The following is a 23,967-nucleotide window of genomic DNA, read 5'->3' on the forward strand; positions in this document are numbered from 1 at the left end:
ATGTTCGCTCTCTTATTTATTGACTAGCGTTTGATGTTTCTTTTTTGACTGGAATGGTTACCTTTATCGCTTTCTGTGGTGCCAACATATTCAGTTCTGACAAATCAAGGTAAAGCCCATATTCTTTAAAAGAAAAATGCTTTAATGATAAAGTTTCTAAATTCTTATCATCAAATTCAAAGGTGGATTGCATGGAAGCTGTCTTTAAATTCGTCATCTTCGCATGGTTCCCCTTCAAGTAATATCCGCTTTCATAGTCTGCTTGTGGATCGGGCCATGATTTCATCTTTTCAACATCGCCTAATCCAATGAATTCACCTATATTCTCCATCACATCCTGATCTAATTCTTTTTGATCTACTCCAGTAAATTGATAATCAACAATCACAGAACGGTCTTTTTGCTCTATCTTATTGATTTTGATTCCGATGCCATGGTGTTTTGTTTTGAACTGAACAGGCAGCTTTGTCTTGAGAGGAATGATGTGGCTGTATTCTCGTTCGATATCCACAGATGTGTCAAATGTCAATTCGGTCGCCTTTGGATTGATCGGCTGATTCAAAATCGTCAAATGTTCTTTTCTATTTTTATCAGAAGTCAGGTGTTTTTTCCTTAAAACAGTTCCAATCTCAAGCTCATACTCATTTCCTAAATTATCTTTCATCCCATGTATACTAACTTTATCATCTTTGGCAAAACCATTGTAATCAATGGCATATTGAATAGCAGAGCCATTCACTCCATTTTCTACCTTTACATTTCTTATTTGATAACGTCCATTTAAAATAGACACGTCTTTTTGTCCCGCTAGTAAGGTGGTTTTTTGCTTGACCACAGGTAACTTGAAACGCCAATTCCCTGCAATATCCCCAATCTTCGAAATGACAAGTGGCACTTGCTGACCTTGTTTGATCGTTTGTCCATTTGTATAGACTTCCGTCTGCCCAACATAGCGGCCATCTTTTAATTTTTTCAACTCTGTTTTATCATAATTAAGTTGGAAGTTTCCATCGATTTTTTCTGCATTCACTATGAACGAAACAGAATCTTCTTTTGTATGGAGATTCTCCACCGTGAACGTATAAACAAGCCGCCCGGCATCATAGTACACGCTGTTTACTTTCACAGTCACCCCTCTTGATTCAGCCCCTTCATTGACATGCTTCACCAAATCACTCTGAAAAAGAGCCATTCCTACTTTATCGTGAAACATCATATAAAACTGTCCAATAATCGGTACACGTGCCATCGCTGTATTAAGAGAAGGAAAAAGGAAACCTGATGAAAAGTAAAGGACGATGAGAACGAGGACAGAGTATATTGGCGTTCTCCAATTCCATTTGAACCAATGTCTTTTCTGTTCCGCTTTTACATCACCAATGGCTTGACGAATGGCAGAGGTCACTTCAACTGTTGGTACACCAATATCATCATAGAGCTTTTTCATTTCTTTTGTTTCCATTGACACTCTCCTCCTTCTCCAATGTTTGCTTTAATAGCTTTCTTGCACGATACAAATGAGTTTTAACCGTTCCTTCAGGCACACCCATCTGCTCAGAAATCATCGAAATCGAATAATCTTGAAAATAAAATAGCTGAATCACGAGCTGATATTGCTCATCTAACACTTCAAGTGCATTTTTTAAATCGAGCTTGTCTTCTAAAAAATCATGTCGCTCAACGCTTTCGTGCTGCTGTTCAAACGGAACAACATCTTGCTGCTTTTTCTTCATCGCAAAAATCGTATGAATTAAAATCCGCGTCAGCCAGCTAGAAAAATAAGCCGGTTCTTTTAATCCAGATAGATGCTTAAACGCTTTAATGACCGTTTCTTGAACAGCATCTAACGAATCCTCTTTATTTCTTGTGTAGAGAAAAGCCGTTTTATATAAACGCTCCTGATTCATCAGCATTAATTTCTCAAATGCCGGGACATTCCCTTTTTGTGCTTTTTTAATTAGACGCACTTGCTTCATCTCACTCACACCTCCTACACCTGTTAGAGCAAGCTTTCTCTCAAACGGTTTCAACAAATGGAACTTTCTTTTCCTTAGCATATGTCGGACAAAAATAGAAAAAGTGAATAACGGGCCGCAAAGAACATGTCGAACATTTGATATAATGGAAGAAATATGTACAAAAAGGAGTAAGTCGATTGTTTCTATTTGAAGAACCCGCGTGTGCTAGCTGTCAAAAAAAGATAGAAGGAAACGAAGAAGTGTACGTCAAGCTGACCTACCCAAAGAGACGAGGGATGACAGAGGTGAAGGCTTGGCTGAGGAATGAAGGGGTTTTTTATTGTAAGGCATGTACAGAAAAAAAGACATCGCATGGAGGATAACCAAATGAACAAAATCAACTCTCCACAAACATTTCCAACAATACATACCGAAAGACTAATCTTAAAACAAGCAACGATCGAAGACGCTGAGGATATGCACATCTACTTATCCAATGAAACCGTGTGCCGCTACATGGGGATTGATGCTCATGAAACGATTGAAGACACAAAAGAAGAAATCAAGTGGTATCACGACATCTTCAAAGAACAAACAGGCATCCGCTGGGGCATTTCTCTAAAAGATGATCCTGCGATCATCGGCAGCTGTGGGTTTCTTAATTTGGAAAAACAGCACTGCCGCACGGAAATTGGCTATGAATTGCATCACGATCATTGGAGAAAAGGCATTATGAGCGAGGCGATTGCTGCGGTGTTACGATATGGGTTTCAGGAAATGAACCTGAATCGGATTGAAGCGATTATTGATCCAGCAAATACGTCCTCTATTCAATTATTGGAGAATGTTGATTTTGTTCGAGAGGGTTTATTAAGGGAGTATGATTTTGGTCAGAACGGGTTTGATGATGTGTTTATGTATTCGATTTTGAAGAGAGATTTCAAATAAACTGAATGATTTTTAAACAGAAGCGTTAAAGTGAATGAATTAAAATTGCACAATTACCCAGTAAGAAACCTCTAGTCAAGTTTATGACTAGAGGTTTCTTTGCATGGTAACCCTTCTAATTCACTTACAATTCCAGCAATATTCAACACCCTTTCTATAATTATTGTATCAGTAATAGTAAAAATTTTTGAACAAAATGCAGATCCACACTTAAGTAATTACACTATTTCACTTACTTTTCTTTTCTAGGTACAAGATTCAAATAAAAATAGCCTATTCTTTAATCTGTTTTAGTTAGAAGAATTCATATTCCAAAAAAAGAACTTTTGTCCATTTTCAATTTCACTGATTAATTTAGATTTTTCATTTTCAAAATCTATTTTTGTGACATTATTTTTATGTTTACTTGTTTCGCTTTCAATTTTGGAGAACGTTGGACATGTGGAATTGGAGTGAGGTTACAGCAAGTAATGAATAAACTTATTGTGTTATCAGGTCATAGCGGCAGTGGCAAAACATTCTTAATCAAAAAAATCATAGATAATTATTAAGTAAACGAGTCAAGAAGAAGAACTGGCATATTACAGTAGTACACGCATGGTAAATTTTAAATATATAAGGATATAATCCCTTAAATAACATTTACATCAAAATAAATATAGGTTAATATATTCTTGTATTTCAAAAAAAGGTAAGGGAGGTATATTCTGTATTAATTCTAAATACTGCATGTGAGAAGGAAGCTTGAATGAAAAAGTCAAAAGCCTTATTACTATTTGTTTCGTGCCTAGTGATTCTTGCAATTGTATTATGTTGGGGACTATCTGGCGATGTTTCTGAGGATAATAGTAAATCATACAAGACAGAGAAGGAAAAAGACCTGCTATGGGGATATAAAGTTATAGGTCATGAAAAACCTAATAATCATAAGAATTATGTCAAAATTGCTATCCTTGATAGCGGTATTAATAAGTCGCATAAAGAGTTTAAAGATTTAACTTTTTATGAGTACAATGCTATTAAACCAAAAAAATCTATCGAAGATGATTATGGTCATGGTACAGCAATTGCCGGAATAATCGCTGCAACTGGTGAAGAAATAAAAGGTATTTCACAGAATCCCATTATTTATGATGTCAAGGTACTAAATAAAAATGGCAAAGGAAAAGTTGAAGATGTTGTCAAAGGGATTAAATGGTGTATTGAGCAAAAGGTAGACATAATTAATATAAGTTTCGGATTTGGAAAAGACTACGATGAATTACGAAATGTTATAAAAATTGCTTTAGATAACAATATAACAATTACAGCTGCTTCTGGAAATACATTAGGTCTAACTGTTGAATACCCTGCGAAATATGATGGCGTCTTATCGATATCCTCACTTAACGAAAAACTAAAAATTGATCCAATTTCAGCAAAAGGAAAAATTGACTTTTCTGCGCCTGGAGTAAATATTAAAACAACTGATATACACGGAGGATATACAAAAGTTAAAGGTACATCCTTTGCAACTGCGTTTGCAACAGGTGCTATAGGCTGTTTGTATTCTAAAAAATACAAATCTAAAGAGAATGTTCATCAAACACTCAAGAAAAATACAGTTGATCTTGGAAAGCTAGGTTATGACAGAGAGTATGGCAATGGGATGATTATTTGTAACAAGGGAGAGAATTAGATTGAAGAAGGTTTTAATAAAAATTCTTGTGTTAACATTGTTTTTGTGTGGAGTTGTTCCTGAATTTGCAAGTGCAAAATCAGGCGAAATTGATTCTGATGCTTTAAGAATAGAAGAGAATGCTAGTAAAGAATATGAAGTGAATGTTGAAAAAGAATTGGGGATAGAGCTAGAACAAGATATGTTAATGGAAGTTAAGGAAAGCCCAGATGAAGTTAATGTATCTACTCAGCTTGAAGCTGAGAGTATGAATGTCCAAACTGACATGAAAATTAATCATGAGACAGGTGAAATCACAGTTGATGGTATTACAGAGTTAGAAAATGGGGAAAAAGAAACTAACAAATTCAACGTGTTAATTGAAGAGATTGAAGGAAATGATTTTACAGCAACCTTTGTGGATGATGAAACAGGAAAAGAGTATAAAGTTAGCACCATAGAAGCTCAGTCATCAATTGTTCCAGCAATAATAGTTGGAATTGTTTCTAGGTTTGGTATTCAATATGCTATTAAAAAATACGGAAAGAAGCTAATAATAAAAACTTTTAAAAAACAGGTAATTAAACAAGGTATAAAAAAAGTTTCTAAGTTTTCTGTTAGCAACAAACATCTTAGTAATGCAAAAGGTAGATACAGAAAATTTGATACCAAAAGCAAGAGCACAGTGAATAAATGGATAAAAGAAGCCTTACAATCTAAAAATGTTTCGTTTACTATAAACAATAATAAAAAACTATCCTTTGTCATCACTGCAAATCTGAAAAAGAAGATCGGAACAAAAGGTGAGACAAAAATAAAAATAGTTATAGGTTGGGATGGTAAAATATGGACAGCTTATCCAATCAAGTAGAATTTAATTATATGTTCACATCTGATGAGAAAGATATTCCAAAGAACATGAAGAAAGATCCGTCAACAGCTCTAAGAGTAGAGGGAGAGTTTAAAATAGTTATAAATGGCGAAGTATATTTTGAAGAAAATATCGCCTTATTAGAATTTTATGCATCTTTGCACGACTGGATTAAAAAGATAAAGAAAAAAAACAAAGTTACAGAGTATAGATATTACACAATGGAGTATGAGGAAGACGACCCCATTATTTCAGTAATACCATTTGATAATAAGGCTCGACTCACCACTATTTGGGAAACTCAACAGTTATATAATGTCTTCGATCTTAATTATATAATTGAACAAATGAAGGTATTACATGAAAGCCTTGGACGTGACATTGAACAACATTATAAAATTTCACTAAAAAACTTTATTGGAAATATCCCATTAAGAAAATATTGAATAGAGAAAAGAACTCCTGGTTAGGGGTTCTTTTCAATGTTTTAGTAGGATGTTTTTAGAGGAGGTGTATTTTTGATTTTATATTTCTTAGCTGGTTTTATAGGAATCATAATAGCCACAATTATGCTAGGTATTGAATCTATATTTGTAGGATTGATATGGCTAATAAATCAAAACAGAGAAGAATGCTCAAAAATAGCAATAAAAATGAAGAATGAAAGCTCATTGTAAAATTCGTCGTTACAAATATCTTTTATACCTATATCTCGAATTGCAAGCGGTCTTCCATCATTAATTACAAAAATCTTTATTTGATTTATTTTAGATAACTCATTAAAAGCATCATCTCTTGAACTGAAATATGATAAAAATATCTCTTCCTTATTACTATTATCTTAAAAAAAGATTGTTCTATTAATCTTACATGGTAAATATCCCAAACTGTATTTAAAATGCGCTCAACAGTTTTTTTAGAGTACCCTTTTATTTTCTTGCCATTAATCAAAGTGATAGCACCGATACCAATTGTTTAGTCGTATATTCTGGCGTCATCCATGGCACCTTTGTTGCGGATGTCTGGGAGAACCTTAAAATATTGTCAGATGTCTCACTCAAAGCCCAAGGTGGTAATTTCTTCGAGTAGAATTAAATCTTATTCTCGGACGATTTCTAGATTTTCTTCAGAAACTCCACCCAGTACACGGATACCAAGTCCTGAACCAGGACTAGAAGGTCTATTCTAAAATTGCAACACAGCACAAAAAGTCAAGTTCCCTAAAAAGCATTTCCGCTATACTAAACTCGTAAGGCAAGGAGGTGCTCGGTTGTCCTATCAAGAACATGAGAAAACGATTCAAGAAACATTGAATTATATTGAACAGCATCTGAAAGATGATTTACCGCTTCAAACTCTAGCGAAACACGCTGGTTATTCTAGGTTTCACTTTCACCGTATGTTCAAAAAAGTGATTAAGAAGTCAGTTGTTGACTATATACGGGAACGTCGAATGACTCAAGCGGCGAAGGATTTAATTCATACGGATCAGAGGGCGATTGATATCGCATTGCAGTATCGTTTTAGTTCACAGGAATCCTTCACTAGAGCCTTTAAGAAGATATATGACATGTCACCCGCACGTTATCGGAGATTACTAAGGAATGTCATTGATAAGGAGGAAACGAATATGGCTGCAAATAAGAACACACCTACTGGCTGGATTATGACGGGAGAAACACCATCTGATTATGAAACAGGTCTGGATGACAGAATTGTACACAGTGGTACTACCTCAGCTTACCTGAAATCAAAGGATGAAAAAGCACGAGGATTCGCGACCTTAATGCAGCAAATTAAGTCTGATCGTTACCGCGGAGAACGCCTTCAATTTTCTGCTTTTGTCAAAAGCGAAGATGTGAAAGGTTCAGCTGGTTTATGGATGAGGATTGACCATTCTTCAGGTGAAGTTCTTGCGTTTGACAACATGATGAACCGCCCCATTACAGGAACAAACGGCTGGAATCATTTTAGTGTAGTATTGGATGTTCCAGTCAAAAGTGAAGTCATTGCGTTTGGCATATTGCTACATGGTCAAGGTCACATTTGGATGGACGAACTTAGTTTTAAAACTGTAGATGAAAGTGTGCCAGTGACAGAACAAAATACCGTGGATCATTTAGAGGATGAACCAGTGAATTTAAATTTTGAAGGCTAGCAGACTGAATTTAAGAGGAGGTTCATTGCCATGAAAAAAATTGGTGCGATTTTATTGTTCGCTATGAATTCACTCACCTTTATTTGTGGCCTTGGAATTTTATTTGGTGAAGAGGATTAAAGATAAGCACCCATAGAACAAAAAAAATCAATTAAAAAAGATATCCCTATCACTATCTCTTTTTTGTAGACTTGGTATAATAGAAAAAATCAGAAAAATTAGAATGCGATGATAAGGAATAGTACTTGCCAAAATGTTTTCAGAAAGTTGCTGGTTGATGAGAAGCAATAACAAAAAAGCAGGGAACTCACCTTAGAGTAGCCTTAGTGAAATGAAAAGTATTGAATGTAGTTAAGGTCGGCACCCCACCGTTATATGGGAAGGATATCAGATGAAACAATCTGTATCCGAATAAGGGCATGATAATGTACGGTTATCATGAAACAGGGGTGGTACCGCGTAAGAAGAAGTCTTTCGTCTCCAAGGTAAATATTGGGGATGAAAGGCTTTTTTTATATTCTATTTTCTAGGAGGAATCGATCATGTTTAACCACAAAAAATACGAAAAGAAATACTTTTTGCCACCGAACCTTACTTATGATTGGGTGAAGAAAGAAACATTAGAAAGTGCTCCGATATGGTGCAGTGTGGACTTGCGGGATGGTAATCAAGCATTACCTATTCCTATGAACTTAGAAGAAAAATTGGAAATGTTTCAGTTATTAGTAGAGATAGGTTTTAAAGAAATTGAGATCGCATTTCCAGCTGCTTCTGATACGGAGTTTAGGCTATTACGGACACTGATTGATCATCATATGATTCCAGACGATGTCACGATTATGGTGATCACACAAGCGAGAGAGCATATTATCCGCCGAACCTTCGAAGCCATTAAGGGAGTACCGAAAGCGATTGTTCATTTATATAATTCGACTTCAGAAGCGCAGCGCAGACAGGTATTTAAGAAAACAAAAGATGAAATTAAACAAATTGCCATTGATGGAGCTATTTTAGTAAAAGAACTTGCCGAAAAAACAAATAGTGATATTTATTTTCAATATAGTCCAGAAAGCTTTCCAGGAACAGAAGTTGATTATGCGTTAGATATTTGTAATAGTGTTTTAGATATTTGGAAACCGACACCAACTCATAAAGCAATCATCAATATTCCGACAACAGTTGAATATTCAATGCCTCATATCTTTGCAAGTCAGATTGAGTATATACACAAAAATCTGTCTTACCGAGACAGTGTGACATTATCTGTTCATCCTCATAATGACCGCGGCTCTGGGGTGAGTGATGCAGAATTTGGTGTTCTAGCTGGCGCAGAAAGAGTCGAAGGTACATTATTTGGTATCGGTGAACGTACAGGGAATGTAGACTTAATTACCTTGGCGATGAATATGTATTCACAAGGTTATGATCCAAAATTGAATTTCAATAACCTAGAAGCGATTCGTAAAAAATATGAAAAACTAACAAAAATCACTGTTCCCGAGAGGCAGCCCTATTCTGGGGAGATGGTTTTCACCGCATTCTCTGGTTCACATCAAGATGCGATATCTAAGGGTTTGAAATATAGAAAGGAAAATCATGTTGATAAATGGGACGTTCCGTATATCCCAGTAGATCCAGTTGACTTGGGGAGGAATTATCAAACGGATGTGATTCGAATCAATAGCCAGTCTGGAAAAGGCGGCATAGGCTATATACTCGAAACAAATTATGGCATTCAACTTCCTTATCAAATGAATGAAGCCATGGGATATGAAGCGAAGAAAGTATCTGATCAGGCAAGTAAGGAATTGTGTGTCGAAGAAATATATCATGTTTTTAAAGAACAGTATGTTGATTATCACCCTCATTTCCAGCTGCTTGATTATCAATTTCATAAAGGAGAAAAGCAGGAAGTTACCTTAACTTTGCTGAGAGATGATCAACAAATTGAAATACAAGGAACTGGCACTGGAAGTTTAGATGCAATCAGTAATGCGTTAAAAGCATATTTTCATCTCGAATATGTTTTGGAAGTCTATGAACAGAATTCTTTGGGCAAAGATTCCCAAGCACAAGCCTGTGCACAGATTGGCATTTCATATCAAGGAAAAATGCATTGGGGTGCTGGAATTGATAAAGATATTATAGAAGCAACAGTGAAGGCCCTGGTGGTTGCAGTAAATAAACTAGAGGTTTGGATGTAGATGGAAAAAGATAAACTTGAAAAACATGAAGTGATGCAATATTTAAGAGAATATAACGAGCAAGAAATCTTTTATCAACAATACCAACAGAAAAAGCATGACAATCAATCATTGCAATTATTTTTGAAGGATTATGATAAACACAATTTAATGCATAAGCAAATATATATAGAAGAATTTTTGCAAAAAGGGCAGAACGAATTTGAAAAAGAGGATACCATGTGGTTAGGTCAGGAGAAAGATATCGAAGTGAGAAAGTATAGCCGTTTTATGCCTCAATTGCCGGCAATCCATGATTTCTTTGAAATGATCTATGTTCTGGAAAATGAGATGTATGTAGAAGTGGAAGACAAAAAAATGACTTTAAAATCAGGAGATATTGCCTTTATTCCACCTGACACCATACACAAGCCAATTGTATTGGAGAATACAATCGCCATGCAAATCATGATCCGTAAGAGTACTTTTCAAAAAGTGTTTTTTAAAATGTTAAAAGGAAACAATGTCATTTCAGAGTTCTTTTTGAATGCATTGTATATAAAAGAAAATAAAAATATTCTTATTTTCCATAGTCACTTGGATAAACATTTGCTAGACTGCTCTCTTCAACTATTTACAGAAAATTATAATCGGTTCCCTAGTTACCAGTTGATTATGAATAATTTGTTTGAGATATTATTATGTCTCTTATTAAGATTCAAACCAAGTCATATGAACGTAAATCAGGTCAAACAATATCGTGATATACGTATTATTGAAATGCTCCAATATATTCAGCAATGTTGTGAGCATATAACAATCCAGGAGATGGCAGAGGAATTTAACCTTTCACAGTCTTACCTGTCAAAATATATAGCTCGTAAGCTTGGCAAATCATTTCGTGAGATTCGACAAGAAATAAGATTGGAAAAAGCCTGCGAAATGCTCACTGGCAGCAATTCACAAGTAGATCATATTGCGGCAGCCGTTGGTTATCAAAATGTAGAGCATTTCATTCGTTTATTTAAGAAAAATTATCACCTAACACCACATCAATATCGTTTAAAAAATAGATAATAAAGAGGAGAAATGATAATGTCCATCAAACAAGTAAAAGATTATTTTAAACAATATGATATGGATACTCGAATTCAAGAGTTTTCAGTATCTAGTGCCACCGTAGACTTGGCTGCTTCTGCATTGGGCTGCGAACCTGAAAGAATCGCAAAAACACTCTCCTTTCTAGTAAATGGACAAGCTATTTTAGTTGTGACCTCTGGCGATGCAAAAGTTGATAACAAAAAATTCAAGGAATATTTTAAAACAAAAGCTAAAATGCTTTCTCCTCATGAGGTTGTTGACTTGGTCGGTCATGAAATTGGCGGAGTATGTCCTTTTGCTATAAAGAATGGCGTTTCTGTTTATTTAGATATTTCACTCAAACGTTTTGAGACAGTCTATCCAGCCTGCGGGAGCAGTAACAGTGCTATTGAACTCACAATAAAACAATTAGAAAAATACTCCGGTTATTCACAATGGATTGATGTGTGTAAGGGATGGAATTATGAATGAACACATGATGACGGAAGGAAAAAGTGCAGTTAAAAATAAAAAAGAGCTAGAAACCCTTGATACACAAAGGCTTTTAGCTCTTTTACAATTATTCCCACTCAATCGTAGCAGGCGGCTTACTCGTAATATCATACACCACGCGGTTAATATGCTTCACTTCATTGACGATACGAGTTGAGATCTTTTCTAGCACGTCCCAAGGGATTCTTGCCCAGTCACTCGTCATACCATCAATAGATGTAACAGCACGGATGCCGATTGTGTAGTCGTATGTTCTTGCGTCACCCATAACACCTACGCTGCGGATGTCTGGGAGAACCGTGAAGTATTGCCAGATGTCGCGCTCAAGGCCGAAGTTGGCAATTTCTTCGCGTAGAATTGCATCCGATTCACGGACGATTTCTAGTTTTTCTTCAGAAATTTCACCTAGTACACGGATACCTAGTCCTGGACCTGGGAATGGCTGTCTCCAGACAATGTCATCAGGAATGCCAAGCTCTGAACCTAGGGCACGGACTTCATCCTTGAATAGCGTATTGAGTGGCTCAATCAATTCGAACTGCATGTCTTCTGGAAGACCGCCTACGTTGTGGTGAGATTTGATTGTTTGTGCCGTTGCTGTTCCGCTCTCAATGATGTCTGTGTAAAGTGTTCCTTGTGCTAAGTAGTCGATTCCTTTTAGCTTGTCCGCTTCGTCATCGAATACATAGATGAATTCGTTACCGATGATTTTACGTTTTTGCTCAGGATCAGACACACCTTTTAGCTTGTTTAAGAAACGATCTTTCGCATCTACTTTAATCACGTTCATGTTGAAACCTTCGCTAAATGTTTTCATAACCCCTTCTGCTTCGCCTTTGCGAAGAAGACCATGGTCAACGAAAATACATGTCAGCTGATCGCCGATGGCTTTGTGGATCAATACCGCCACAACAGATGAATCCACACCGCCGCTTAATGCGCACAATACTTGCTTGTCGCCTACTGTTTCACGGATTTTCTGCATTTCGATTTCAATGAAGTTCTCCATTGACCATTTGCCATCACAATCACACACGCCGAAGACAAAGTTTTTCAATAGGTCATTTCCGTACTCAGAGTGACGAACCTCTGGGTGGAACTGAACGCCATAGAAATTTTTCTCAGCTAAGCTCATGGCTGAGTTTGGACAATGTGCACTTGTTGCATCGACTGTAAAGCCTTCTGGTACTTCCACAACGAGGTCACCATGGCTCATCCAAACGACTTGATCAGTTGGAAGGTCTTTGAATAAAGCAGGTGTTCCGTTAATATGGATATCTGCTTTTCCATATTCACGCTGGCTGGCCGCTTCTACTTTCCCGCCTAAATAGTGAGTCATGAGCTGCATGCCGTAGCAAATGCCTAGAACCGGAATGTCTAGATCAAAAATCTTTTCATCACAGCGGAAAGATCCTTCATCATAAACACTGTTTGGTCCACCAGAAAGGATGATTCCTTTAGGTGCCATTTCTTTAATTTCTTCAGCAGTTAAAGTGTGCGGATGAAGCTCACTGTACACACCAAATTCACGAATACGGCGTGTGATCAGCTGATTGTACTGACTGCCGAAATCGAGAACCAAAATCATTTCATTTACTAAATTTGTCATGGTGTCACCTCTATGTCCAATATAGTTTTTTATAAACGCACAGAAAAAATGAGAGGAGAAAACCTGCTCTCAGTGTGAATCACGCTTTTGAAGCGCCCAGACTCACATCCGAACGCTTCAATTTCATGTATTTTAGAAGGTTTTAATATTCACCTATTCTAACAACAGGAAGGTACGCGGTCAAGACTATCTCCTGTTTATTAAATTTTCCCATAACTTTGCCGATTGCTGCCAAAGCGCCGAGGCATCCTCTCGCCGGTAGAGCGCACGTTCATAAAGCTGCGTCAGCTCTGACATATGATGATCTCCATCCTTCTCATCAACCAGCGAAGCGAATTCTCTTAGCGTCCTACCTGGCTTTTTCTCGATTCCTCTGCGCCCTAGCTGCTTTAATAGAGCCGCATATGCATAGAAGAATGCTTCATCCTTTGGCAGACGTTTCACCTTTTTTACAATAAAGAATGGCAGCCATCTTGTTCTGAATCGATAAAGCATCCAGCTGATGAATCCAAGCAGGACAATAGCTCCTGCCGCATAACCTATAACCCAACCAACATGCACCATATTTGGCTTTGCCTGCGCTGTTTGTTCCTTTGGTTGTGCCGGCTGCTCTCTCTCCTGCTGCTGCGGCTGGTCTTGCTGCTTTTCTTCACTTGCATCAGAACTAGACTGATCTTCTTCTTCCTTTTGATCATCCGTTTGATCGCTTGAAACAGCTTCATTCGTAAATGTCTCTGGGTTTGTAAATCCTTTTGTCGGTTCAAAGGTGACCCAGCCTCTGTTTGGAAAATAAACCTCTACCCATGAATGCGCATTGTTATTGGTCACTTCATACACATTGTTTCCATCCATTTGTGTTTCATATAACTGACCAGACGTATACCCTTTCACCCATCTCGCCGGAATTCCGATCGAACGAAGCATCACAATCATAGAGGTTGAAAAGTTATCACAGTAGCCAATCATCGTATCAAATAAAAATTGATCCACATAATCTTCATTACGACCAGGCACAGCGACATTCTGCGTTTCATATGAAAACTTCGCAGATCCTAAATAATCTTCGATTGCTTTCGCTTTATCATACATATTGTCCTTCGTTTCCGTTAAGCTGTTTGCCAAAGTTTTCACACGCTCTGGAAGTGACGATGGAAGCTGCAAGTATTCACGGCCAACCTGCTGATTCACCTGCTTCTTTGTCGGTACTTTAATCCTTTGCAAATCCTCCAGGATAAATGTAGGAGATAAAAAGCTGACTTGATAGTTCCCTAAATTTTTGGGTGGGTTTTGCATAGACGGGACAATTTTCTCCGTTTTGCCCATGATTTGCAGCGGAATGTTTTCCATTGGCGTCAGCATGATCGTTCCAATAGGATACACAGCATGATTAAATCGATAATCCGATTCTATATCAATTCTTGTTTCATGCTCCTCTGTTTTCACTCGCTCAGTAAACCACCGATTCGGCACAGTGTCGTCCTTTAGCCGAGTAGGCTTCGTATCATTTGAAGCATCCTCCCAGCCCTTTCCTGTGTAAATACTTTTTGTCTCTACACGAAAGTAAGACGGCTCCTTTCCGCTCCATTTAAAGACAGGTGTGCGGTCCTCACTAAACGGTCCGCCAAGCGCCGAATCATCTGCACTATATCCCACTTTATTCTGCCCAGCTGCCCCATCTTGATTCGTGACCGCCTTAAAAAACGGGACAGGATCGGGCCATTTTGGATCTGACTTCGGCAAAGAAGCGCCGAGTGTCGCTGATAGGAGGACAAGCGCCAGCATGGGCAAAAACCACTTTAGACGCGCTTTCTGTGACACCCGAACGCCCTCAGCTGAACGCAGTCGATCGAAATACAGCAATCCAAGCAAACAAAAGCCAAATACCATAATACGAACGATCGCAAAGGTCGCATCATATGGCGTAAACGTATCAAGAATCGTGACATACACAATCGTCATCAGTAAAAAGAAAAAGATACGCTGCTGATAGACCACCCAATAATGAAGCAAGTAGACAAGCAGCCACAGCAAAATATAAAACAACAATGTGCGGAAAGACGGATACATGTCACTCCACATGCCCATGCTCATTAACGTGATATTATCCTTGATATCAGCAAACAAAGCAGCCGGATAGCCTGGCGCTGATTGATAAAAGATCAAATATAAGGCGAGCAAAATCAGTCCAGCACAAATAGGAAACGTCACATACCACTTTAGACGAAAGAACGTAAACAAACACGTAAGCCCGATAAAAATGATGAAATAAGACGTATGGCTCGTCTCTGTAAAATCTTGAAGTGGACGAAGCCACTCCCATAGCAGCAGAAAAGCTACAGCATAATAGATGAACAATTCAAAACGGCTTTGCCGCAGATGCGTATGCAGCATAAATGTTTGTCACCTCACAGTTCTTTCGTGCAGCCGGTCTTCAAATAAAAGGGTGATGCGTATTCCAGAAGCCTTGAGCCGGTCTACAAGCTGTTTTTCTTTTGTCGTCAAATGGTCAACGGCTTTCTTCACTAAAAGCACGGTGATGTTCTTTCTGTTTCGATTTCCAAAGAGACCTGCCGCAAGCTCCTCCTGCAACTGACCCGTGACGACATATTTTCCTGAATGCTGGTACTCACTCGCTGCTAACGATTTATATTCTAGTGCCCGGGAAGACTGATGCTGCACCCTTGTTAAATAATAAAGCATGTCCTGTAAATGAAGTTCTCCTTGATCGACTCGAAAGGCATGCTGATCTCCTAGAGGGACAAGACCTGACGGCACTCCTTTTTTCACAGCCGTTTGAAGAACAGATGCCGCAATCGAGACGACTGTTTCAAAAACAGCTTGATCAGTAAAATCAGCAAACACGACAAGGTCCTTTGCTTGATTCTGTTCAAATTCCTTCGTCATCAGCTGGCCTCTTCTGGCCGTCGTCTTCCAGTCCACCCAAGCAAAACGGTCGCCTTGCTGATATTCCCGTACGCCTGTTGTTACATGGGCCGGTTCATTGAACCACGAGTGAACCGCTTTGCCTCCATTTTCACTCACTGACTCAGCAGGCTCTACAGGGATATCCAGCACTTTTGGGTAGACAAGCAGCTTTTTCTCTAACGGAATGATGATTTCCTTTTCAACAAAACCAAACATATCCCCCGTTTTGATTCTAACGGCTGTCAAATGATGCTCTCCCCGCATGACATCATTCAATTGATAGGAAAATCGCCAAGTTTTCCGAAACCAAGGAAAAAGCATTTGCTTCATTTCAATCTGTTCCTTTAAGTGAAAGGTCTCTGGCGGAGCATCCTCTATCATGACGTAAACGTACGGAAATGGATGGGTCCGCTTGATTTCAAGGTCAACGGACAGCACATCCCCCGCCTTTAAGCGTGTTTGCTGTATTGTCCTCTTGGCTGTCGCGCGAAGCGGAACAAGTACAAACAGCAATGCATACAAAGCATATGGTAAAAATGCATAAAAAAGGAACCAGCTCACAAACCCTCCTTGAAACATGGCATAACAAAAGGCTGCCGCAGTGAGAATGATGAGCATCATCACCCTTAACCATAATGAAATTGCTACACGATGACGTGACTTCATTGAGTCATCGACTTTTGAACTGGGACGCCAATTTGCTCAAGCATTTGCCGCAGCAGTGTCTCCGCCTTCTTCCCTTCATATGTCGCTTCTGATGTCAAAATCATACGATGCGGTAATGTATAAGGCGCCAAATACTGTACATCATCAGGAATCACATAATCGCGCTGATTCAAAAGTGCATACGCCTGTGCCGCTTTCATCAGGGCGATCGATCCCCTTGGACTTACACCTAGATAAACAGATGGGTGTTTACGCGTCGCTTGAGCAATTTCAACAATATATTCTTTAATGGATGCATCCACATGAATAGTCTGAACAGCCTGCTGCAACGCATGAATATGTTCCTTTGTCATGACAGCTTGGAGCGTATCAATCGGGGATTGCTTCTCCTGCAAGTTGAGCACCTCCAGCTCCTCGAGCATGGTCGGATATCCCATCTGCAGTTTGAATAAAAACCGGTCCATTTGCGCTTCTGGAAGCGGATACGTCCCTTCATATTCCACTGGGTTTTGTGTCGCCATGACGAAAAAAGGATCCGCAAGCGGCATCGTTTCTCCGTCCACTGTGACACTGCCTTCCTCCATCGCTTCAAGCAATGCTGATTGAGTTTTAGGAGAGGTCCGGTTGATCTCATCAGCTAAAATAATCTGGCCCATGATCGGTCCTTGCCTAAATTCAAATTCATTCGTCTTTTTATTGTAAATCGACACGCCTGTTACATCTGAAGGCAAAAGGTCAGGAGTGAATTGGATTCTCTTAAACTCACAGCCAATGGATTTTGCCAAAGCACGAACCATCATCGTCTTCCCTACACCAGGCACATCCTCTAGCAGCACATGCCCCTTCGCCAAAATCGCAACAAGGCTTAATATCGCAATGTCTTTTTTCCCAACCATGACTTTATTGATGTTATCTACGATTTTTTGTAAATCTGAATGCATCGGTTCATCAAATGCCATCCTGATCCTCCTATCACGTTTCTGTCAAATTTCATATAGTCTAACTTTACCATACAACGCGCATTTGCATATAACATCAGCACGTATAAAAAAAGAAGCCTTCTCACGATGGGAAAGACTTCTTCTCTTCTCTTGGCTTACTTGCTGGCTCCATATGAACATGAGAGTGTAAAATATCATGCTCCTGTTTCATTCTCCGTTCAATTTCATCTGCAATATCATGGCTTTCTGCTATGTTCAAGTTAGGCTCGACCTCAACCACTACATCCACATGAACAGTACTTCCAAGATAACGCGCTTTTATATCCTTTAAATCGCCTACTCCTGGTGTTGCTTCAATGGTCTCTTTATATTTAGACATATCTTTGATATGAAAACCGTCTGTTAACGAATGAGAGGCATCTCTGAAAATCTCCCACGCAGTTTTACAAATAATTAAGCCAATGACAAACGCTGCAAGCGTATCAATCCATGCCAGCTGAAATTGAGAAGCCATGATTCCTACAAATGTGCCAATACTTACATACGCATCTGATTTATTATCAGCAGCTGCCGCATGAAGAGCCTGGCTATTGATCCGTTTGGACAGATTGCGATTATAGATATACACACCGTACATCACAACAGCACTTCCTGCTGCCGTCCAAGCCGCGATCATATCCGGCGTTTGATGCTCAGATGAGAAGAGCGACTTGCCTGCACTCAGCAAAACTTGAAGTCCAACAAGCATCATGATAAAGGAAGCCACAAGAGACGCAATATTTTCCGCTCTAAAATGACCATACGGATGATCTTCATCAGGCGGCTTTTGAGAAATACGCAGCCCAATCAACACAGCAAGGGATGCAATAATATCCGTCGTGTTATTCAATCCATCTGCTGAAAGAGCCTCTGAATGAAACACATACCCAATAATGAGTTTGACCGCAGATAAGATCACATAGGCAATGATGCTGACCCAAGCACCTGTTTCACCTTGTCTTAATTCGTTATAGCGCTCCATGTTGAACCGCGCCTCCTCACACATCACTTTTCTATTATTTATCTTACAAAGCAAAGCCCGTGTGGGTCTACAGCAACATGATTCGCTTACGTCAGCAAAATAGGATAAATAGAAATGTGTTGACCTAAGTAAACTTATTTTTATAAGGTCAAATGACCTCAAGACCTACTCCTATCAACCTTTTTCCATTTCTCTTCGAAATGGACATATCGTCAAATCACTCTTCTCTGGTAAATTATCAGAATAATTTTATTTCGAGACACAACTTCCCTCCTTCCTTTTTTATGCTATTTTAAAAATAAACAGAGGGAAAAGAGGGAACATAATCTCTCAAATCCTTTCTACTTTTTAACATCATGTTAAGAGGTTTGAAATGTCAGTTTGATAACCTGTCCAATGCTGAATGACAATTCAGTATGATAAAATTTAAAATATTCTAAAAACAAATTCTCTATACATGAGAAATGTTTGGAGGTAAAGAAATGTCCAACATGACAAACGGTCTTCAAAAAAACCTTAAAACAAGACATATTTCGATGATCTCCATTGCTGGGGTCATTGGGGCAGGGCTATTTGTTGGTAGCGGCGCTGTCATTCATTCTGCAGGCCCTGGATCCATTCTTTCCTATTCTTTTGCCGGACTTCTAGTGATCTTTATTATGAGAATGCTTGGAGAAATGGCATGTGCCTATCCGACAAGCGGTTCTTTCTCACAATATGCGAGCGATGCCATCGGTCCATGGGCCGGGTTTACAATCGGCTGGCTTTACTGGTTCTTCTGGGTGATCGTCATCGCCATCGAAGCCATTGCCGGTGCTGCCATTATTCAATATTGGTATGGAGATGCACCTGTTTGGCTCACAAGTCTTATCCTCACAATCCTCTTAACATTAACAAATATCTTTTCTGTTAAATCTTTTGGCGAATTTGAATATTGGTTTTCACTAATTAAAGTCGTCAGCATCATTCTCTTTCTACTCATTGGTTTTGCATTTATCTTTGGTTTTGGCGGTCATCATACTTCAGGTCTTGCCAATCTAACAGGGAACGGCGGTTTTCTTCCAAATGGATTCAGCTCTGTGTTACTCGGAATCGTCGTCGTCATCTTTTCCTTCATGGGAACGGAGATTGTGGCCATAGCGGCCGGTGAATCAGCAGACCCAGTCAAATCTGTGACGACAGCCACCCGCTCTGTTGTATGGCGTATTATCGTATTCTATGTCGGATCAATTGCTGTCGTTGTCACCTTGCTTCCTTGGAATTCCGCAAGTATTTTAACAAGCCCGTTCGTTGCGGTATTAGAATACATTGGTGTTCCATCAGCCGCTCAAGTCATGAACGTCATTGTCTTAACAGCTGTTCTATCTTGTTTAAACTCCGGTTTGTACACAACGTCCAGAATGCTTTATTCATTAGCAGAAAGAGGCGAAGCGCCGAAACGTTTTATGAAAATCAGCAAACGTGGTGTTCCTGTAGCGGCTACAGTCGCAGGTACCTTCTTTTCCTACATTGCAGTCATGATGAACTACTTTTATCCTGAAACCATCTTTTTGTTCTTAGTCAATGCATCTGGCGCCATTGCTCTTCTTGTTTACTTGGTCATTGCCGTTTCTCAATTAAGAATGCGACGCAAAATCGAAAAAGAAAATCCAGAACAGCTCAAAATCAAAATGTGGCTGTTCCCATACCTCACGTATTTTACCATTTTGGTCATTTGCGCCATCTTGGCATCGATGCTGTTTATCGAATCCATGCGGCCACAGCTCATTTTGACGAGTATCATTACCTTTGGCGTACTGGCTGCTTATTTTATCTTTAAACCGAATAAAAAAGTGCCTGCAAATGCGGCGCTTGAAAATAAACACCCGTAATTCTCCCGCTGAAAAGCGGGTTTTTTTATTTTATTCACCTATTTGGATGTCCGCACTTATACTGTATCAAATTGAATTTAAGTGAGGATTAGTCAACATGAACCTAGAAAAATTTGTTGACGAGCTTCCAATTCCAGAAGTCGCGGAGCCCGTCAAAAAGAACCCAAGACAAACGTATTATGAGATTGCTATGGAGGAGGTATTCTTAAAAGTTCATAGAGACCTGCCCCCAACCAAGCTATGGACCTATAATGGCAGCTTGCCTGGTCCAACCATTAAAGCCAATCGAAATGAAAAGGTCAAAGTGAAATGGATGAACAAATTGCCATCGAAACATTTTCTGCCTGTCGATCACACCATCCACTCCGGTCATCACGATGAACCAGAGGTGAAAACAGTCGTTCATCTGCATGGCGGTGTCACACCAGCAAGCAGTGACGGCTACCCAGAGGCCTGGTTTTCACGGGACTTTGAAGCAACCGGCCCTTTTTTTGAAAGAGAGACTTACGTCTACCCAAATCATCAGCAAGCCTGCACATTATGGTATCACGATCATGCGATGGCATTGACACGACTAAATGTGTACGCCGGTTTAGCTGGGTTTTATTTGATCTCAGATGCATTTGAAAAGTCCTTAGAGCTGCCGAAAGATGACTATGACATTCCTTTAATGATTATGGACCGGACGTTTCAGGAGGATGGCTCACTGTTTTATCCTAGCAGACCAAACGATACGCCAGAGGACAGTGACATACCAGACCCATCCATCGTGCCCTTTTTTTGTGGAGAAACGATCTTAGTCAATGGAAAAGTATGGCCATATTTAGAAGTAGAGCCGCGAAAATACCGTTTTCGTATTTTAAATGCGTCCAATACTAGAACTTACGAGCTGCATCTAGATAACGACGCTACAATCTTGCAAATTGGTTCCGATGGTGGCTTTTTGCCAAGACCCGTTCGCCATCAATCCTTTAGCATCGCACCTGCTGAACGTTTCGATGTCATCATCGACTTTTCAGCTTATGAAAACAAAACGATCACTCTCAAAAATACAGCCGGCTGCGGACAGGATGTGAATCCTGATACAGATGCGAACATTATGCAATTCAAGGTCACACGTCCACTAAAAGGGAGAGTACCTAAAACATTACGTCCGATTTTCAAACCGCTGCCATCGCTTCGGCCAAGTCGAGCTGATAGAGAGCGTACGCTCACACTTACCGGCACACAGGATAAATATGGCCGCCCTATCCTATTGCTCGATAACCAATTTTGGAATGACCCTGTCACTGAAAATCCTCGTCTTGGCAGTCTAGAGATTTGGTCTATCGTCAATCCAACCAGGGGGACACACCCTATTCATTTGCACCTTGTTCAATTTAGGGTTTTAGACAGAAGGCCATTTGATACAGAAGTCTATCAATCGACAGGAGAAATCGTGTATACAGGACCAAACGAAGCGCCTCCTTTACATGAACAAGGCTACAAGGACACCATTCAGGCGCATGCAGGTGAAGTCATTCGGATCGTTGCTCGATTTGTTCCATACAGCGGCCGATATGTGTGGCATTGTCATATTTTAGAGCATGAAGATTATGACATGATGAGGCCAATGGATATCATTCAGTAAAAATGAAACCACTCTTCCGCTAAAAGCGTAGAATTTGTATGAAACTGCTGATTACAAAGGGGCTAACGGACATCTATTCATTAGCCCTTTTATGATCCATTTCAAAATGGAAAAATAAATCGCATGAATCATTCCTTTGAAGAGCGTTCCATACTTAAAAAGTTGACGCAGCAAACCGATAATACTACTATATACCCATTACATCTATCAAGAGGCACATAAGCCATAATGAACGAACAAATGGAAAATTGCGATAAAAAACGGAGGAGTTCAATTTGAATGAAGAAAAAGAGACTTGCCAGGTCAAACAAGAAACAGCGGCAGGTAACAGAGAGAAGCTTTCAATTCATGAGAACGAGAGCATTCGGTCAAACATTGAACAACTAACCATTGAACTCAGTGAACAAAAAGAATTCAATCACTTCATATTAGATGAAAAACAAAAGGCCATCAGCACATTATCTTCCCTCATCACAAAAGGCAATTGTGATGAAGACTTAAAGACTCATTTTGAACAAGCATTACATACCGGACTTTCTGTTATAGAGATTATGGAGATTATTAAACACTGTACAAAGGTTGCTGGCTTCCCTCACTCCATTAACGCCCTGTTTATCTTTCAAAACTTATTAGATGAAAACAAATAAAACAGAGAAAACGAGATGTCATCAGTCCTCTCGTTTTTTTATGTTCACTCATATTACTCTTTTCCTTTCTCTCTGTCACATAAGCAAAATATGAAAATAGCCCTCGTATCACTGCTTAAAAATTGATTTTCCATCTATAAACCCACCATTTCTCCAGCATTTCAAGAGACAAAATAAAAAAACGTCCAGTTATATAAATAACTGAACGTTTCCTTTATCGATTGACAGTGAAATTGTTAACGATTCCGCCATCCTTCTCCCAAGCGGCTTCCACCGTTTTCTTCTTCATATTGTATTCAAAAATCGTTCTTACCTTCGCCTTTCGTCCAGTGTCATCCTTTAATTCTTCTGCGTTTTTTGCAACACCTAAGAAATAAACAGACGACCCGTCCGTAGAAAATTGCGGCTGTGCAGCACTTAAAATATGAACATCCTGGCTATTTTTAACGAGTGTCGCCGTTTTTCCTGTTTCTACATCAAGCATCTTAATCGAGGATATTTCTTTTTCTTTACGAACCTTTACTTCTGTATAAATCAATTTCTTATGATCTGGAGAAAATGAAATATCATTGATCGTTTGTGAGATGCGTGCAATGCGTTTCCCCTTCTCACCTGTTTGAAGGGTAATCTTCATGGTTGTTGGTTCAGGATCTCTGCCCTTTTCATTTGCTTCATCGGTTTTTTGATAATCTTCTTTTAAAGAATAATGCTGGATCGCCAAATCATTTGAAGTCGGATCATATGCAAAAGAACTCACTGTATCATCCTTGCTTTTTTCCGGATACAGCTCCTTCATTTTGTGTGTTTTCAAATCAAAAGATGCGACATAAAATTGCTCTCCAGAATCCTTGTTATACCTTAGAAATAACTTCTTTCCGTCACCAGACAGCCTCATACTGTCGATAGAATCATCACTCGTAAACAGTGTTTTTTCTTCGTCAGATTTCACATTTAATTCCCGAATACTCACCTTTTGCGTGTCTTCATCCGTATACGTGTAATATAAAACTTGTTTCGTAGAATCATAAGCAATCGAAGGATATGCTGTCAGTTTCTCCGTATGAAGCGCCCGATCATGCAAGTAATAAGTATTGTTTAACTTTTGATCTGTAAATGAAACGAGCAATTCGTCTTTTGCATCTTGATTTGTTTTGACTTTTCCTGTATGTTTCGCCTCTTGCCCAGGCTTCATCATGAAGAAAATAACTGCCGCAATCACTGCGACGCCAATGACTGTGATGATCCACCATGTTGATTTTTTCATTGCCTTTCAGACCCTCTCTACAAGA

The 23,967-nt window shown here is 39.1% G+C and carries 19 protein-coding genes, 2 pseudogenes and 1 other annotated feature; of the genes and pseudogenes, 12 read left to right on the forward strand and 9 right to left on the reverse strand.

Annotation, left to right across the window (positions count from 1 at the left end; genetic code table 11):
* Positions 1 to 16: 16 nt before the first annotated feature.
* Together AWT60_RS13325 and AWT60_RS13330 are read right to left on the reverse strand one after the other, a co-directional pair.
* On the reverse strand, positions 17 to 1,462 hold the full coding sequence (locus AWT60_RS13325) for a DUF4179 domain-containing protein (RefSeq protein ID WP_218677360.1): 1,446 nt from the start codon (positions 1,460 to 1,462) through the stop codon (positions 17 to 19).
* A complete protein-coding gene (locus AWT60_RS13330) occupies positions 1,431 to 1,976 on the reverse strand; it encodes a sigma-70 family RNA polymerase sigma factor (RefSeq protein ID WP_024426708.1) in 546 nt (181 codons plus the stop codon). The genes AWT60_RS13325 and AWT60_RS13330 overlap by 32 nt, the downstream gene beginning before the upstream one ends.
* 179 nt (positions 1,977 to 2,155) lie before the next feature.
* On the opposite strand from AWT60_RS13330, the gene AWT60_RS18540 reads away from it, so the two are divergent.
* The 5 genes from AWT60_RS18540 to AWT60_RS13350 all read left to right on the forward strand — a co-directional run bounded on the left by AWT60_RS18540 (position 2,156) and on the right by AWT60_RS13350 (position 5,880).
* Positions 2,156 to 2,341, forward strand: coding sequence for a hypothetical protein (locus AWT60_RS18540; protein WP_041108705.1), 186 nt, complete (start codon positions 2,156 to 2,158; stop codon positions 2,339 to 2,341).
* Positions 2,342 to 2,345: 4 nt separating this feature from the next.
* Entirely contained in the window at positions 2,346 to 2,906 is a 561-nt protein-coding gene (locus tag AWT60_RS13335; RefSeq protein ID WP_041108707.1) for a GNAT family N-acetyltransferase, read from the forward strand.
* A 748-nt stretch (positions 2,907 to 3,654) separates the two neighbouring features.
* Positions 3,655 to 4,584, forward strand: coding sequence for a S8 family peptidase (locus tag AWT60_RS13340; protein WP_041108709.1), 930 nt, complete (start codon positions 3,655 to 3,657; stop codon positions 4,582 to 4,584).
* A gap of 1 nt (position 4,585) precedes the next feature.
* The gene (locus tag AWT60_RS13345; protein ID WP_041108711.1) at positions 4,586 to 5,434 is read left to right on the forward strand and encodes an SAR2788 family putative toxin; all 849 of its coding nucleotides are present in this window, start codon (positions 4,586 to 4,588) and stop codon (positions 5,432 to 5,434) included.
* Positions 5,410 to 5,880, forward strand: coding sequence for a DUF7878 domain-containing protein (locus tag AWT60_RS13350; RefSeq protein ID WP_041108713.1), 471 nt, complete (start codon positions 5,410 to 5,412; stop codon positions 5,878 to 5,880). The genes AWT60_RS13345 and AWT60_RS13350 overlap by 25 nt, the downstream gene beginning before the upstream one ends.
* A 532-nt stretch (positions 5,881 to 6,412) precedes the next feature.
* On the opposite strand, the pseudogene AWT60_RS18545 reads toward AWT60_RS13350, so the two are convergent.
* Positions 6,413 to 6,616 (reverse strand): annotated as a pseudogene (locus tag AWT60_RS18545) (glutamine-hydrolyzing GMP synthase); the annotation flags it as partial.
* 88 nt (positions 6,617 to 6,704) lie between these two features.
* Here AWT60_RS18545 and AWT60_RS13355 point away from each other — a divergent pair.
* The 4 genes from AWT60_RS13355 (at position 6,705) to AWT60_RS13370 (ending at position 11,347) form a co-directional block, all read left to right on the forward strand.
* The gene (locus AWT60_RS13355) at positions 6,705 to 7,592 is read left to right on the forward strand and encodes a helix-turn-helix domain-containing protein (protein WP_218677361.1); all 888 of its coding nucleotides are present in this window, start codon (positions 6,705 to 6,707) and stop codon (positions 7,590 to 7,592) included.
* A 219-nt stretch (positions 7,593 to 7,811) separates the two neighbouring features.
* Positions 7,812 to 8,077, forward strand: a binding site (T-box leader).
* 57 nt (positions 8,078 to 8,134) lie between these two features.
* The gene (locus AWT60_RS13360) at positions 8,135 to 9,796 is read left to right on the forward strand and encodes a 2-isopropylmalate synthase (protein WP_087976368.1); all 1,662 of its coding nucleotides are present in this window, start codon (positions 8,135 to 8,137) and stop codon (positions 9,794 to 9,796) included.
* Entirely contained in the window at positions 9,797 to 10,852 is a 1,056-nt protein-coding gene (locus AWT60_RS13365; RefSeq protein WP_218677362.1) for a helix-turn-helix domain-containing protein, read from the forward strand.
* Between the two features lie 18 nt (positions 10,853 to 10,870).
* Entirely contained in the window at positions 10,871 to 11,347 is a 477-nt protein-coding gene (locus AWT60_RS13370; protein ID WP_202739355.1) for a YbaK/EbsC family protein, read from the forward strand.
* An 88-nt stretch (positions 11,348 to 11,435) separates the two neighbouring features.
* On the opposite strand, the gene guaA is transcribed toward AWT60_RS13370, so the two are convergent.
* From guaA to AWT60_RS13395, 5 genes are all read right to left on the reverse strand, one after another.
* Positions 11,436 to 12,977, reverse strand: a complete 1,542-nt coding sequence (guaA, locus tag AWT60_RS13375; protein WP_024424487.1) for a glutamine-hydrolyzing GMP synthase — start codon at positions 12,975 to 12,977, stop codon at positions 11,436 to 11,438.
* Between the two features lie 186 nt (positions 12,978 to 13,163).
* The gene (locus AWT60_RS13380) at positions 13,164 to 15,368 is read right to left on the reverse strand and encodes a transglutaminase TgpA family protein (RefSeq protein WP_218677363.1); all 2,205 of its coding nucleotides are present in this window, start codon (positions 15,366 to 15,368) and stop codon (positions 13,164 to 13,166) included.
* Positions 15,369 to 15,377: 9 nt separating this feature from the next.
* Complete coding sequence (locus AWT60_RS13385) at positions 15,378 to 16,568, reverse strand: DUF58 domain-containing protein (protein ID WP_218677364.1); 1,191 nt, start codon at positions 16,566 to 16,568, stop codon at positions 15,378 to 15,380.
* A complete protein-coding gene (locus AWT60_RS13390; protein WP_024426718.1) occupies positions 16,565 to 17,527 on the reverse strand; it encodes an AAA family ATPase in 963 nt (320 codons plus the stop codon). The genes AWT60_RS13385 and AWT60_RS13390 overlap by 4 nt, the downstream gene beginning before the upstream one ends.
* A gap of 103 nt (positions 17,528 to 17,630) precedes the next feature.
* A complete protein-coding gene (locus AWT60_RS13395; RefSeq protein ID WP_218677365.1) occupies positions 17,631 to 18,530 on the reverse strand; it encodes a cation diffusion facilitator family transporter in 900 nt (299 codons plus the stop codon).
* Positions 18,531 to 19,012: 482 nt separating this feature from the next.
* Here AWT60_RS13395 and gabP point away from each other — a divergent pair.
* The 3 genes and pseudogenes from gabP to AWT60_RS13410 form a co-directional block, all read left to right on the forward strand.
* Positions 19,013 to 20,409 (forward strand): annotated as a pseudogene (gene gabP / locus AWT60_RS13400) (GABA permease); the annotation flags it as partial.
* An 89-nt stretch (positions 20,410 to 20,498) separates the two neighbouring features.
* A complete protein-coding gene (locus AWT60_RS13405) occupies positions 20,499 to 22,031 on the forward strand; it encodes a multicopper oxidase family protein (RefSeq protein ID WP_202739357.1) in 1,533 nt (510 codons plus the stop codon).
* Positions 22,032 to 22,306: 275 nt separating this feature from the next.
* Positions 22,307 to 22,678: a carboxymuconolactone decarboxylase family protein gene (locus tag AWT60_RS13410; RefSeq protein ID WP_041108735.1), complete on the forward strand. Its 372-nt coding sequence runs from the start codon at positions 22,307 to 22,309 to the stop codon at positions 22,676 to 22,678.
* A 214-nt stretch (positions 22,679 to 22,892) separates the two neighbouring features.
* Here the strand turns inward: AWT60_RS13410 and AWT60_RS13415 are convergent, their stop codons facing one another.
* Positions 22,893 to 23,942 (reverse strand): hypothetical protein, encoded by a 1,050-nt coding sequence (locus AWT60_RS13415; RefSeq protein ID WP_076841145.1) that lies wholly within the window; start codon positions 23,940 to 23,942, stop codon positions 22,893 to 22,895.
* Between the last annotated feature and the right edge of the window lie 25 nt (positions 23,943 to 23,967).

It is taken from the genome of Bacillus sp. F2HM (genome assembly GCF_019266135.1).
Classification (GTDB): Bacteria; Bacillota; Bacilli; order Bacillales; family Bacillaceae; genus Bacillus; species Bacillus safensis.

What these genes read in the sequence shown, in the direction of transcription:
- AWT60_RS13325 (WP_218677360.1), bottom strand. Translation starts at nt 1,462, where the DNA reads ATGGAAACAAAAGAAATGAAAAAGCTCTATGATGATATTGGTGTACCA.
- AWT60_RS13330 (WP_024426708.1), bottom strand. Translation starts at nt 1,976, where the DNA reads ATGAAGCAAGTGCGTCTAATTAAAAAAGCACAAAAAGGGAATGTCCCG.
- AWT60_RS13335 (WP_041108707.1), top strand. Translation starts at nt 2,346, where the DNA reads ATGAACAAAATCAACTCTCCACAAACATTTCCAACAATACATACCGAA.
- AWT60_RS13340 (WP_041108709.1), top strand. Translation starts at nt 3,655, where the DNA reads ATGAAAAAGTCAAAAGCCTTATTACTATTTGTTTCGTGCCTAGTGATT.
- AWT60_RS13350 (WP_041108713.1), top strand. Translation starts at nt 5,410, where the DNA reads ATGGACAGCTTATCCAATCAAGTAGAATTTAATTATATGTTCACATCT.
- AWT60_RS13360 (WP_087976368.1), top strand. Translation starts at nt 8,135, where the DNA reads ATGTTTAACCACAAAAAATACGAAAAGAAATACTTTTTGCCACCGAAC.
- AWT60_RS13365 (WP_218677362.1), top strand. Translation starts at nt 9,797, where the DNA reads ATGGAAAAAGATAAACTTGAAAAACATGAAGTGATGCAATATTTAAGA.
- AWT60_RS13370 (WP_202739355.1), top strand. Translation starts at nt 10,871, where the DNA reads ATGTCCATCAAACAAGTAAAAGATTATTTTAAACAATATGATATGGAT.
- guaA (WP_024424487.1), bottom strand. Translation starts at nt 12,977, where the DNA reads ATGACAAATTTAGTAAATGAAATGATTTTGGTTCTCGATTTCGGCAGT.
- AWT60_RS13380 (WP_218677363.1), bottom strand. Translation starts at nt 15,368, where the DNA reads ATGCTGCATACGCATCTGCGGCAAAGCCGTTTTGAATTGTTCATCTAT.
- AWT60_RS13385 (WP_218677364.1), bottom strand. Translation starts at nt 16,568, where the DNA reads ATGAAGTCACGTCATCGTGTAGCAATTTCATTATGGTTAAGGGTGATG.
- AWT60_RS13390 (WP_024426718.1), bottom strand. Translation starts at nt 17,527, where the DNA reads ATGGCATTTGATGAACCGATGCATTCAGATTTACAAAAAATCGTAGAT.
- AWT60_RS13395 (WP_218677365.1), bottom strand. Translation starts at nt 18,530, where the DNA reads ATGGAGCGCTATAACGAATTAAGACAAGGTGAAACAGGTGCTTGGGTC.
- AWT60_RS13405 (WP_202739357.1), top strand. Translation starts at nt 20,499, where the DNA reads ATGAACCTAGAAAAATTTGTTGACGAGCTTCCAATTCCAGAAGTCGCG.
- AWT60_RS13415 (WP_076841145.1), bottom strand. Translation starts at nt 23,942, where the DNA reads ATGAAAAAATCAACATGGTGGATCATCACAGTCATTGGCGTCGCAGTG.